General features: G+C 66.1%; 3 protein-coding genes. 1 reads left to right on the forward strand and 2 read right to left on the reverse strand.

The window, feature by feature from the left end; genetic code table 11:
• Positions 1-135: 135 nt before the first annotated feature.
• Positions 136-984, reverse strand: a complete 849-nt coding sequence (locus ACWD3E_RS41545; protein ID WP_451392657.1) for a tetratricopeptide repeat protein — start codon at positions 982-984, stop codon at positions 136-138.
• A gap of 96 nt (positions 985-1080) precedes the next feature.
• Positions 1081-9633 (reverse strand): ricin-type beta-trefoil lectin domain protein, encoded by an 8553-nt coding sequence (locus ACWD3E_RS41550; RefSeq protein ID WP_451392658.1) that lies wholly within the window; start codon positions 9631-9633, stop codon positions 1081-1083.
• Between the two features lie 345 nt (positions 9634-9978).
• On the opposite strand from ACWD3E_RS41550, the gene ACWD3E_RS41555 reads away from it, so the two are divergent.
• Entirely contained in the window at positions 9979-14019 is a 4041-nt protein-coding gene (locus tag ACWD3E_RS41555; protein ID WP_451392659.1) for a LamG domain-containing protein, read from the forward strand.

Below are 14019 nucleotides of genomic sequence, written 5' to 3' on the forward strand. Positions count from 1 at the left end.
AAGGACCTAGACAATCCTCATTCTTGCTGGCCAGAGGCCCTTTCTATTTGCGTGACCGCCTGCCGGACAGCTCGCCTCATGAAAGCGCGAGGCTAATGTGAGGCAGCATCGAACCCGCAAGAGCTCGCCTCCAAGCTAACGTCCTTGCATAAGCAGCTCAGCCTCATCTGCATGACCAGAAAGTCGGCCTGCTTCCCGGATTTGCTCAACCGTCATAGAGGTGGCCAATTCAAGCGCGTCATGGATCCCATCTCCGTTTCCGCGATCAAGCGGAGTCAAGAACCAGCGAACCGCCTGCACTGGATCAATGGGGGTTCCGATGCCATCTCGATAACGCCGTGCCGCTACGAGCATCGCGGGAACATGCGACGACTTAGCTGCCCTGAGATACCAACGCAGAGAGTCTTCATCGAGACCCTTCTTTGCACATTGATCCCCCAGTACGGCACACGCCTCAGGAATGCCAAAATCTCCAGCAACCTGTAGCCACTTTGCAAATTCTCGAAAGCTCTTACCGGTGCCATGTCCCCGGTAAAAATTGACAGCGAGATTGAAGGCTGCATAGCCATCCCCCGCCTCAGCGGCAGCCCGATACAGTTCGTTGGCCCTACCTGGATTAGGAGCTACGCCTATACCGCCAGCGAGCACGAACCCGAACTCCCGCATTCCTTCAGGGACAGCTGCGTCAGCGGCAGTCTCCAGCAACGAAGCTGCGAGTGCGAGCTGCTCGCCACGCTCCAGAAGCAGGCCAGCCAACAAAACCTTCGCATCGAGGTCTCCCTGGTCAGCTAGGGCTTCCAGGCGAGGCTGAAGATCCCGGGCCTTGTCCCGCCCCTCCACCGATCCCCTGCGCTTGGCGTGGACGTACCAGTTTCCAGCAGAGATGAGATCGCCAACTTCCGCAGCCTGGTCGCCGCGTTCCAGAAGTTCCCGGACTGGAACTCCCTCGGGAAAGACACGCCAACTCGGCACCGCTTCACCCACGGAATTCTCCTCATGCTCAGCACCATGGTGGCCTGCCGGCCGGTGGAGGTGATCCTACCGCACGGACCACCTCCGCCAGCCCGCACTACGCGCTAACTAGCCCATCCAAGATGGATAGTCATATGCCATCCATGACCCATCAGGCGCAAATACATTTATGGATGTCGGATCAGACACGTAGAGGTGGACACCTAGCTGAGCAGCCCTGCCTTGGAACCAGCCGATGCAGTTGTCACACATATCTCGACTCACTGAAATCGAAATACCTGGTCGTAGCGTCGACGCCTGCTTCTCGGCGTGGGACAGGTAGTAAGCCCCACCCCCTCCAGAGTTATCGAAGAAGAATGGCGTCCGATCAGTCGGCATCGCCGCATACACCTGCTCGGGCATCGCTCGTTCGTAGCCGCTGGGAATATCCGTAGCGAAACCGCTGGCCGCTTGGATATCACCGGCCTCCGCAGCCGTCTTACTGGCCAAATCTACAGATGTGGCAAATGAGACGTTGGCAGGATGAGGCGCTGCCCGCAGGGCGGCCGCCGTCGGGCAACTCGTGTTATGAACAAGAACTGGGACGCCACCCGCCACGACATAGTACGTGTGGAGTTGCTGGACGGTGAGGTTCCAACGGTTTACCGCGCCAGGTGTGAGCTGGGTGGTGACGACGTAGGCGTGGCTGTTTGTGGCGGTGTTGAGGGTGTCGCCGCGTCGAAGCCTGCCGGCAGGAGTCCAGGTGTGTGTGGTGTCGTCCCAGAACGGGTGGTTGGCTGTGGTGTGGAGGGTGGCTGTGTGGCCATCCTTGGTACGGATGACGAGGTCGAGGAGGTCGTGGTCGTGGTTGATCCACACGTGTTTGACGGTGCGAACGCCTCGGTACTTGCCCGTCTTCGGGTTGGCGGCTTCCACCTTGTCACCAGTATTGATCTTGCCGATCGGTTTGGTTTCGCCGTTGCCCATCAGGACTGGGGTGTCCGGGGAGAAACTGCAGCGGGCTGCCGATTCCACGGGCTTCGTGCCTGTGTTGCCTGCTTCCGGCTTGGTCGGTCTGGTCGCCTCCGCGTCGGCCTTCGCGACCTGCTCCTGTGCATTGGCACGCTTCGCGGCGGCGAGGTCGGCCACGTCGGCGGCGGCTTCGTTCGCGGCACCGGCCTCGGCGGCTGCCGCGCCATCCGCTGCCGCGCCATCCGCTGCATCCTTTTCCAGGGCGCCTGCCGCGTCACTCTCCGCGCCTTCGAAGGGTGCTGCCTCACTGCCCTCGAGGCCAGCGGAAAAGACACCGCCGGCGACATCACACGCCTTTGTGTTTTCAGGACCGGGCGCCGTGAAGCCGCACTTGACGACATCCAACAAGGGTTCAACGACGAGCTTGAACAAGACCTTGACGAAGATCTTCGCCGGGTCATGCTGGTAGTGGACCCTCGGTGCGCACAAGCCGAATCGGCTGCATCCGACGGGATTGGCGGGGGGAGCCGGGGCACCACCGCCTGAGCCGCTGGATGTACGGGTGGATCCCCCGCTTGTGGAGCCGCCACCCCCTCCGCCACCGCCGTGGGGCCCGCACTCGGTCCCGTCGCCGCTGCACTTATTGCCGTCGTTGTCGATCCGGACGGTGCCGGTTGGGTCGCTGCCCGAGGCTGGGTTGTCACCGGCGTAGGTGTAGCCGCCCATCTGGTTGGGGTCGCCGGCTTCGAAGAGTGGGTCGGGGGTGAGGAAGCGGCCCTGGGTGGGGTCGTAGTTGCGGGCGCCGAGGAGGTCGAGGCCGGTTGTGGCGTCGGTGGGCTGCCCGAGGTAGCCGTGGTTTTCGTCGGCGGCGACCCAGGAAGTGGGCTTGGTTCCTCGGGGATTGCCGTAGGGGTCGTAGGAGCGGCGGGTGACTGCCAGGGTGCTGGCGTCAATGGCGGTGGTGGCAGTGCCCTGCCCGTTGGCGACCTGGTAGGTGACTGTGCCGGTGCTGGAGCGGGTGACGGTGGTGCCGTCGGGGCCGGTGATGTTGCGCAGTGCGGTCCAGGTCTTGGCGGAGACGTTCAGGGTGATCTGTTCGGTGCCGCCGAACAGATACAGGATGCGGGTCTTGTCGGTGCCGTCGGTGCTGCTGGTCTGCTCGAGCAGGTTGCCGTCGGCGTCGTAGAGGTACTCGCTGGTGTTGTTGTGGGTGCCCGATGGGTTGGTGACGGTTGCGGTGCGGCCTTCGGGGTCGTAGGTGAAGGACTGGGTCTGGCCGGGGGGCAGGGCGCCGGTGGAGATGGTGCTCCAGGTCTGTCCGGAGCTGGGGCAGGTGGCGATGGTGAGCTGAGTGCCCTTGGTGGCGCTGGCGCCGGGGTCGGTCAGGCACACGGAGTTGTTGGCCTTGTTGGCCAGCTTGCCCGCGGTAGTGGTCACCCATTTCTGGGTGGCGTCGCTGTTGCAGGTGTCGATGACCACGAGGGTGCCGGACGTGGTGGCGTTGCCTGTGGTGTCGAGGCACATTCCCAGGACCTTGATGGTGCCATCGGTGCCGATGGTCCATTTCTGGGCACTGGTGCCGTTACACGTGTTTACGTCGACCTTGTTTCCGGGTGTGGTGGAGGCCGAGGCGTCGTCGATGCAGAGCTTGCCGCCGCCGGTGATGGTGAAGGTCGAGGCGATGGGGCCGGTGGTGGAGACCTTCCGGCTCATGGTGTTGCCGGCGTTCTTGTTCGGCGTGTAGCTGGTATCGGTGTAGTTCGGTGTCCAGGTGGCTGTGCCGTTGGTCGGGTTGCTGCTGGTGGTGGTACCGGCCTGGTCGGGCAGAGCGGCCGTGGCGGTGCCGTCGGTGCCGGTGTAGGCGGTGGTCTGGGTGGTGTCGTTGAGGGCGTTGCCGGTGGGGTCGTGGTCGACCATGCCGGTGCGGTCGCCGAGCAGGTCGTAGTTGTAGGTCTGCCAGTACGAGGCGGGGCCGCCGACGGTGCTGGCCGTGATGGGGGCCGTGGTGGTGGTCTGCACTCGTGTGGTGTTGCAGCCTCCGACAGCTCCGACCGGGGTGCTGGCGGGGCTGGTGATGCCTGCGGTGTCCGTCCAGGCCGCCGTCAGCCGCTGGAGGGAGTCGTAGGTGAAGCACTGGGTGTCGTGCGTGGTGTTGTCCTGCAGGTCGTCGGTTGCGGTGAGTTCGCCGGCCTGGTTGTAGCGGAGATTGACGAGGTCCAGATCGGTGGCCGAGGTCTGCAGCTTGCTGCTGGTCTGGGTGACGCGCCCGGTGGTGGGGTCGTACTGGGCGAAGGTCGCCAGCTCCTTGCCGATGGGACCGTAGTCGGCCTGCAGCAGGCGCCCGAACGCGTCGTGGACGGCGGTGTCGAGATAGGCGGGCGTGTTGGCGTTATTGATGAAGCCGCCGATTCCGTCGAGGTTGCCCTGCTGGGTGTAGCCGTAGTCGATGTCCTCGGCCGGCAGGTTGCCGTCCGCCTGGTAATGCGTGGTGGAAAGCAGACCGACGTTCGGGGTGTAGTGGGCGGTGGAGGTGTAGGTGACGGTGCCCGAGGCGGGCGCGCTGCTCTGCCCGGCGGCGGCGAAGCCATCGGAGGCCGGGATCGTCAGCGTGGTGCCCAGCGGCTGGTAGGCCGTGTTGTAGCCGGTGACGGCCTGGGTGTACGCCGATCCCGAGGCGCCCCCGACGTACCGGGTGGCCGAGGTCTGGTAGCCCTTCTCCAGCGTGTCGTAGACACGGGACGTCAGCAGCGTGGACGGGTCGGGGGTGGCGGACCACGCGGCGGCGTACTCGGCTGTGGGGCGGCTGTCCCAGTCGTAGGCGAAGGACATCACCCGGCCGCGCGGGTCGGTGGTCTGCAGCAGGTTGCCGGCGACGTCGTACTTGTCGAACGTGGTGGTGCCGGCATTCGGGTCGCTCTGGGACGTCTTCTGGCCGAGCAGGTTGTAGCTGTACGACCAGGTGTTGCCCGCGCTGTCCTTGATCGTGTCGACCTGACCCGCGGGGGTGTAGGTGTAGCGCGTGGTGGCGTCGGCGGCCGGAATCGAGTTCACGGTGCCCTGCCGCCACAGCACGGTGGAGCCGTCGGAGGCGACGACGGCCGCGGTGGAGTCGTTGCGGACCCGGAAGGTCGAACTGGTGGTCGCTGTCAGTCCGGTGGTCCACAGCTGGGCGGCGGCCGTGCTGTAGATGACCAGGTTGCCGTCGGTGCCGAACTTGGCCCAGGCCCCGGGGTTGCCGCTGGTTCCGGAGGACCAGATGGTCTTGCCGGTGGTCAGTGCGGAGAGCACGAGGTCGCCGTCGGCCTGCATCGTCAGGCGCACGCTCTTGGAGGTCAGCGAGGTTCCCGAGGGAATCACCGAGCCGCCCTGCAGGATGACCGTGGAGCCGGTGTTCTTCACCACGGTGCTGGTGGTCTGACCGACAGCGTTGGTGAAGGACGCGGTAGATCGGCCGCCGGCGGGCGCCGTGGTGTCGACCTCATCGGCCCCCGGGTAGCTGGTGGAGGTGTGCCACTGCGGGACTGCCTGGTGCCAGAGGGTCTCCGTGAGGGGCCGGCCCTGGCCGTCGTAGGTGGTGGTGGTCTCCGAGGGGGTCTGGTTCTCGTTCGCCGCGTACAGCGTGGTCGAGGGGTAGTTGACCGGTTCGGAGTACGGCGCGTAGGCCGTTACCCGCCAGCCGTGGGAGTCGTAGAAGGTGTCCGAGATGATCCGGCCGGAGTCGGAGTCGCCCATCGCGGTGGACTGGGTCTGCCTCGGCTGGAGCATGCCGTCGTAGATCGTGATCGAGGTGGCGTACGTGCCGTCCTCGCGCAGTGTCTTGGAGGTGACCGCGGACGGCGCGCCCGGCTGGGTGATCGTGCCGCCGGGCGCCGGGACGGCACCGGGGTTGATCGAGTATGCGAAGGTGCGGTCCGCGCTCTGGCCGGCTGCCTTGTCCCGGCCGGGCAGCCACACCGCGGTACGTCTGCCAAGCGCGTCGTAGGTTATGTCGGTCTTGCGGCCGTTGGCGTCGATGTTCTCAAGCGGAAGGCCGCGCAGCGCGTCGAGGGTGGACTTGACCTGCCAGTGCTGGCTGTTGGCGGAGGTCTCAGCGGTGGTGTTGGTGTTGCCGCCGGCACTACTCCAAGCCGGCGTGAAGTCTGTGTGGGTGTTCTGTCCGGTGGCGTCGTAGGAGTCGGTGATCCGCCCGGCGCCGTCGTAACCGATGCCGGAGGTGGTCTGCCAGTTCTCCGTGGTGCCGGTGAAGCCGGTGGCGCTCTGCGTGCCGGTGACCTGGCCGGAGGCGGTGACCTGGCCGAAGGTGCCCAGGCCGGACAGGGTTCCGTCACCTGCGTAGTAGATCTTCTTGTCTGCCAGCAGGCTGCTCGCGCTGACCGCGGTGGAGCAGTCACCCGCGACTGAGGTGACCCGGTCCGGGTACGACAGCATCATCGTGTTCGACGCCGGCGGGTTCGCGTAGGTCGCGGTCGCGCACTTCTCCTGCTTCGGGTCGACACCGTCACCATGCGCGTTGACGGTGGACAGGCGGCCCTGGCTGTCGTACGTGGTGTCGGTCTTGGTGTGCCGCCAGGTGCCGTCGGCGAGGCGTTCGTACTTCAGGGAACTGCTGGACTTGATCCGGTGCGCGGTGAGGTCCGGCAGTGTGGACAGTGCCGGCTCGGTCTGGCCGGGGTTGTCCTCCTGCGTCCAGTCCGTCCAGGGTGTCTGGTTGGAGGAGGCCGTGGTGGTGAAGGTGAACGGGCCGTTGATGCTGACGGCGTCGACCGTGCCGCCGGCCTGGGTGTAGGTGTCGTCCTGGAGCGCGGTGCCGGCCAGTTGGTCGGCGTCGGTGACGCTCAGCACGGTGTTGCCGCCGACCTTGGCGTCGACGGTGACGGAGCGCCGGGTGCCGTCGGCCTTGTAGTCGCCGTCCATTCCCTGCAGATAGGTGGTGGTGTTCTGGGTGACCGGTTCGGGTGCCTGGCCGGTCTGCACGGTGACGGTACGGAAGCCGCGGAACTGGTCCCAGGTCCGGTACTGGTCGTCTGTCAGGGCCGAGTCGTCGCGGTGCCAGGCCGGTCCTGTGTAGCTGTAACGGGAGATCTGGGTCTCGGAGCCCGCCGCGTTGGTCTGGTCGGCGTCCGGCTTGTACTGGCCGGCGATCGTCCTGTCGGATACAGCCACGCTGTTGACCGTGACCTTGTTGAACCAGTCCGCGATCGGCTTCGAGGCGCCGGGGACGGTCCAGTACACGGGATAGCAGAAGTTGATGTTGCTGTCCGCCTGCGAGACCGAGAGGGTCTTGCCCGCACACGGGGCCGGGTTGTACTCGACCGCGATCGACTCACCGGTCTCCGTCTCCACACTGGAGATACGCGGCCGGTACAGCGGCGGCGCGGACGGGGAGTCATCGCTGACCCGGTTGTCGATCTCGGTTCCGGTGAACGACACCTGGTTCAGCGTGATGTCGCTGTTGCCGTTGGCGTAGGTGTCCTTGCCGGTGTGCTGGATCGACTGCAGCCACATCACGGCCTGCAGCATCCCGGCGTCCTTCGGGTCCACCGAGGCGCCGGTGACCGGGTCGACCGTACCGCCCGCGTCCGAGTAGACCTGCCCCAGTTTGTAGGAGTCGACCGCGGTGAGCTGATCGGTCGCCTTCACATGGACCTTGGTGGTGATGGTGTCCAGCCTGGTAGTGGTCCAGAAACTGGGTCCCACTATGACGCACACGTCGTCGGGAACGGTGGTGGCCCCGTCCGGGAGCTTCGTCTTGTCGGTCGAGTCGCAGTGCAGGTCCCACGGCGCGTCCGGCCAGTGGGTGGCGGTGCTGTCCTTGAGGTTCGAGGACGAGCAATCAGTGAACGTGCCGGTGGTCTGGCACCGCTGCGCCAGGCCGAAGTCCACCTCGGCCGCCGGGGTGCGCCCGGCCTGCTCGTCGCCCAGCGTGTAGCCGTACGAGATCAGCGTCAGCGCACCGCCGCGGGTGTACGAGGCCAGGGTGCCGGTGTCGTCCGGATTGTCGGTCGCGGCCGCCTGGCCGCCGCCAAGGTCGTAGTAGTTGGTCTCGGTGGTGTAGTCGTAGCGCTGCACGAAACCGGTCGGCGAGACCACGAAGTCGAGGTTCCAGCGCCAGCCTTCCGGCTTGTCGCACTGGGATGTCTTGCCCTTGGCGCTGTCGTAGCAGGGGTCCGTCGAGCGCGGGTGCAGGACCGGAATGCCCCAGGCGGAGTGCGTTGTGGGGTCAGCGGGGTTGGCGGGCATGGTGGCATCGGTGCCCGGGCCGTTCGGGGAGTGGTCGGCACCGAAGTAGGCGGCGGTGCCGTCCGTCGTCAGCACCCGGTAGTAAACGCCGTCGTGAAGTCCGTTAGCGGCGCCGGACAACTCCTGCACGACCGTGCCGTCATCACCCTGGATCCGCCACTGCTTGATCTCACCCGGAACACCGGAGTCGACGCCGTCGGGCACCAGCATTCCCGAGTGCGAGCCGAAGGAGAGCGTGGCGTTGTCCCCGCCCCAGCACTCGTCAGCCGAGCCCTTCAGGAGCTTCTTGCCGTCGGAGCCAAGGAGCGAGCCGCAACTGCGGTAGCCCCGCTCCACATAACCGGGCTGGTAGCTCCAGCCGTCTCCGACCCACGAGGACTGGGAGTTGCGGGCGGTTGTCTCACCGTCGACGGTCTGGGAGTCGTAGTTCAGGCCGACCGACGGCGCGTTGCCGCCGATCGCGGCGGGCACGGAGATCGGGTAGCCGTAGGTGAACGAGCCGGTGGCCGATGCCTGCCAGGTACCGGCCGCCGACAGCGAGGTGGCGCCGTAGTCGCCCTGGGAACCAGAGGTGCCGGAAGTGACCGCCAGTGCAGTGATGCTGGCAGCAGTGGCCGCCGCCACTGGCGCTATGCCCGCGGACATCGTCGCGGCGCCGTCCGTACCCTTCCCCTTCTCGGCGTGCTCGCTCTTCGTGCCCTTGGGGTCCTGCGTGCCCTTCACGGCCTTAGCTCCACCTGCGCCCTTCGCGGCTTCAGGGCCGTCCGTGCTCTTGTCCGGATCCGCGGCAGGCGAGCCTAGAGTGATCGTGGCCGTGAGCTGATCGGCGGTGGGACGGTTGGTGAACGCGATCGGGGTGCGCTTCTGACAGTCGGCTTTCTCCGGGGTGGTCAGCGCGCAGCCCGGCAGTTCTACCAGTTGGAGTCGTGAACCGTAGCCTCCGCCGTACGCGTTGGCGATCGCGGCGTAGTCGATGACCACCTTCACCCGGCCGCCCGCAGCGGCCGAGCTGGACGGGGTGAGCCCCAACAGCATGCCGTTGGCGCCAGCCTTGAGGGTCTGGCCGTGCGACGCGGTCCGTACGCGCACCGCGTTCGCCCCGCCCCCCTTGCCGGCGGGTGCCACCCAGACCGGCAAGGCGCCCGCCTGGACCGGCTTCGCTGCGGCGGAGGTGCCCAGAGCGACGGTGGCTGTGCCCGCCTTCGGCCAGTGAGGCGCCCGCGCCCGGTATGTGGCCAGTGGTTTGTAACCCTTGGGGTGCGCGAAGGTCTTTCCCTGCAGGGTGTGGTGTCCTACGGCCGGAGTGACGGGCAGCTTCTTCGGCTTCCACGGCGTGCCGTGGAAGTGGAAGCCGCCGTGATGGCCGAACTCGTCGTCCGCACGGTCGGGGAAGAAGCCGGGAGTACCCAGCCCGGTGGCGATCGCCACGGGCACGAGCAATGCGAAGACGGCGACGGGAATGGCCCACAACCCAAGTCCGCTCAGAAACGCACGGTGCCACACGCCAGCGAACCAGCGCCGTCTGCCACTCACGCCAAACCCCCAAGGATGCGGCCTCAACCGGGCCGTCACGTCACCGATCGCCCGTTTGAGTGATCGGCCGGAGACTATGAGTGATCATGATCATCACTCAATGCACTTTGCCATTCGCATGACAAAAGCGTGCCTGAATTTGGGAGATCTTGAGTATTTTCTGTAAGCAGTTGATCACCGTTTGCGACAACCGGGCCTGCGTGCTTGCCCGTTGGACTGTCAACGCATTCCACCAGGCACAGAGCGCACCCCGACGTCCGCGACCCAGAGGAAGCCCGCCACGTGCTGAGACCGCCCCTACGCCCCGGCCATAGACGCTTCGTCCCCGGACAACGACTGGCCCTGTTCGTCACCACCCTCGGCCTCTTGATGGCCGTCCCCGTCTCACCCGCCGTCGCCGACAGCGCTCCCGCTCCGGACGACCCGCTGCTGGCCGCGCAGGAGCAGGCCGTGTCCACCGGCAAGTCCGTCCCCGTGGACGCGCTGACCACGCAGGTGTCCACCACTGAGGCGCTCCCGGACGGCACGTTCACCAACACCACGAGCGTGTTGCCGACCCGCGTCCTCAAAGACGGCACATGGGTCCCGGTGGACGCCACTCTGGAAGCCGACGGCCACGGCGGCTACTCCCCCACGGCCACCCCGAACGGCGTGACGCTCTCCGGCGGCGGCGATGGCCCGCTGGTCACCCTCACACATTCCGACGGGCCCAGCATGGCCCTGACGCTGCCCTTCACCCTGCCCGCGCCGCACGTCACCGGCGACACTGCGCTCTACGATTCGGTGTTGCCGGGTGTCGACCTGTCCGTGTCCGTCACCGACCAGGGAGGCTTCAGCGACGTTCTGATCGTGCATGACGCGAACGCCGCAACCGATCCCCGGTTGAAAGAACTCACCTTGGCCACGGAAACCCACGGTCTCACCGTGGCCACCATGGACTCCGACAGCATGAGCGCCACCGCCACCAACGGCGACCTGGTCTACACCAGCCCCCAGCCGGTGATGTGGGACTCCGGCACCGCGCCCGCACAGCTTCAGAACATTGACCCCGCCCAGGACGGTCCCGCCGCCGGCACAACGTCCTCGGTGGACGGTCCAGGCCCCGGAGCCGCCACCGCACCGGTCGCGATGACCGCCACCAACAGCTCCCTCAAGCTGACTCCGGACGCGGACATGCTCACCGCTGCGGACACCACTTACCCGGTGTACATCGACCCGTACACCAACCCGGTCGACTCCACCGCCGGCCACTACACCGAGGTCTACTCCAACTCGGCCTGCGACAACTCGCCGCAGTACGACAAGGCACAGACCAACGGCCAGGGCGTCGGCTACCAGAAGTGGGGCGGCCCCTGCGGCATCGGCCTGGAGCGCTCGTACTGGGCGATCAACACCAGCGGACTGCACTCGTCGTTCGTCATCTACGACGCCTATGTGAAGATCTCCACGACATACGCCGCCAGTTGGGACTGCAGTCACAACCAGCCGATCACGCTGCACACCACGAACGCGATCAGCTCCAGTACCGACTGGCTGTCCCGGCCCGGCACACACGACACCGCCTTCCCGCCGTCGACCGACACGGTGCCCAGTGGCGCCAACTCCGGCAGCTCCTGCAGCAACAGCACCGCCACATTCCACGTCACCGACCAGGCCCAGAAGATCGCCGACCAGAACGGCGACGGCTATGACAGCAACGGGACCTTCGGGGCCGGCACCAACACCTGGACCATCGGCCTGTACGGCAACGAGTCGGAGACCTCAGGCAACGACGACTATCTGCGGATGTCCACCACGCTCACACTCACCACCAAGTTCGACATTCCGCCGGACGTACCCAGCAACCTGCACATGACCCCGGCCGCCACCGGCGCCTCAGCACCCTGCACCACCAGCGGCGTGGGCTGGATCGGTGCCACCACCTACTCGGACTCGGGCAGTAACATCACCCTGCACTCCACCGTCGCCAATACGCAGATGTACGGGGAGAACGTCAAGGCGCACTACTACGTCTGGGACCGCACAGTCGATCCCGACGGCGACGGTAACGGCGCCTCCGTCTCGACCCCGGACAGCGCGTTCCTCGCCTCGGGCAGCGACGCGCCCATGAAGATCGGCGCGACCCTGAAGGACGGTCACCAGTACGGCTGGGACGTCTATGCCGAGAACTATTCGGCCTCGCACCTGACCTCCGCGAAGTCCGAACACTGTTGGTTCACCACCGACTTCACGGCACCACCGACTCCGGAAGTCACCGGCAACTCGTCCTTCCCGCGGGTGGGCTCCGGCCCCGCCGACCCGGTGGTCTACGCCGGCCCGGGCAAGACCACCGACTTCACCGTGGCCGACGCCGACAGCCCAGCCACCGACATCACCTGCGACCCCGGCCCATGCAAGTACAGCGGCATGGCCTCCTTCCTGTGGCAACTCGACTCGCCTCCGACCGCCTTCGACGGCCAGAGCGCCGCGATCACCGGCACCGACAGCCAGGGCAGGTCCACCGCCACCATCCCCGTCCCGATCACCGACTGGGGCGTCCACACTCTGTACGTGGCCGGTATCGACAAAGCGGGCAACATTTCCACCAGCCCCTCCAGCTACACCTTCAGCGTTCCGTGGGACCCGAGTACCAAGATCAAGGCCGGTGACATCTCCGGCGACGGCGTGCCCGACCTGCTCGCCACCACAAAAACCGGCGACCTGAATCTGATCCCGGGCGACCAGGATCCCGCCCAGGACACCGCCCCGGTCCAAAGCGGCCCGATCACCGGCACCCCGCCAGCGGTCACCGGCCCGATCACGGTGTCCACCAAGGAGGAGTCGCCCGAAGGTGCCGGCTGGAACAACTTCATGATTGCCCACCGCGGCAACCTGCACGGCGCCAACGGAGACGACCTCTTCGCGTACAACAAGACAAACAAGCAGCTCTACATCGTCAAAAACGACCTGGACCCGGTCGACAACGCGGCCTTCCCACCGTATTCCAGGTTCGGCGGCTTCACCGGCAAGCGATACACCTCCATCGACAAGGAGGGCTGCCAACCGTCCGACGTCGTCGCGGACGACACACGCTGCCGCAGCACCGACTACAACAGCCAGAGCTGGAACATCACCCAACTCATCTCCCCAGGCAACATCTACAACAACACCAACGACTACCCCGCCGTCATCACCGTCGAGAACAAGGAGCTGTGGATCTACCAGTCCGACGACGGCAAGCGTCTGAAGAACCCGACCCTGCTCGGCGACGGCGACTGGACAGGCCAGACCCTGATCGCCGCAGGCACCCTCGCAGGCGACCCCGTCCTGTGGACCCGAGACAACGCCACCGGCAAGATCTACAGCTACTCGATCACCATCGACTCCACCACCCAGCTGCCGGCTCTGCTGCACCCGACATCGCGAACCGACCTGCAACTCACCCTGCCGCCTGCCGACTACCCCCTGGTCGCCTCACCCGGGGACGTCAACAGCCCCGTGTCGAAATGGTTTACCCACCCTGGCGGTCCCGATGGCGTCCCCGACCTGTACGCCGTCGACACCTCCGGTCAGCTCACCGAGTACAACTACTACAATTCGCACCCGGTCCCTCTCACGCCGCCCAGTTACGCGTTCGCTCCGCCGGTCTCGCTGGGCTCCATCACGGACACCTCCACCCACCGATGGAAGCTCGCCGAAGGCACCGGCACCACCACCGCCGACAGCAACGGCACCCTCGATGCCACCCTGTCCGGTGCCTACACATGGACCAACGACACCACCCGGGGCAACGCCCTCAACCTGAGCGGCACCACCGGATACGGCACCACCACCGGCCCCGCAGTGAACACTTCCAAAAGCTTCACCGTCTCCGCCTGGGTCAAGCTCAACTCCCTCACCGCCAACAGCACCTTCCTGTCCCAAGACGGCACCACCAACAACGGCTTCCAGCTGTACTACTCCTCAGGAGCCCAGGCCTGGGCCTTCGGCCGGTACAGCACGGATGCAACCGGTGCCGTATGGCGCGCCGCCTACGGCAGCAAACCCGTCGTCGGTAAGTGGACCCACCTGGTCGGAGTCTTCGACGCCACAGCCCAGGAAGTCCGTCTGTACGTCAACGGCAGCCTCACAGCCACCAAAGACTGGACCTACACGCCCTGGCCCGCCACCGGCCCCATACAGATCGGCCGCAAACTCACCTCCGGCATCTACGGCGAATACGCCAACGCAGCAATCAGCAACGTCCGTATCTACCCCACCGCGCTGCCCCCAGCCGACGCCGCAGCCGCCGGTGACAACCCGCAAGTCGTCCAGCTCGACGCCGGAGTGACCACCGGAAGGTAA

It is taken from the genome of Streptomyces sp. NPDC002676 (genome assembly GCF_053592455.1).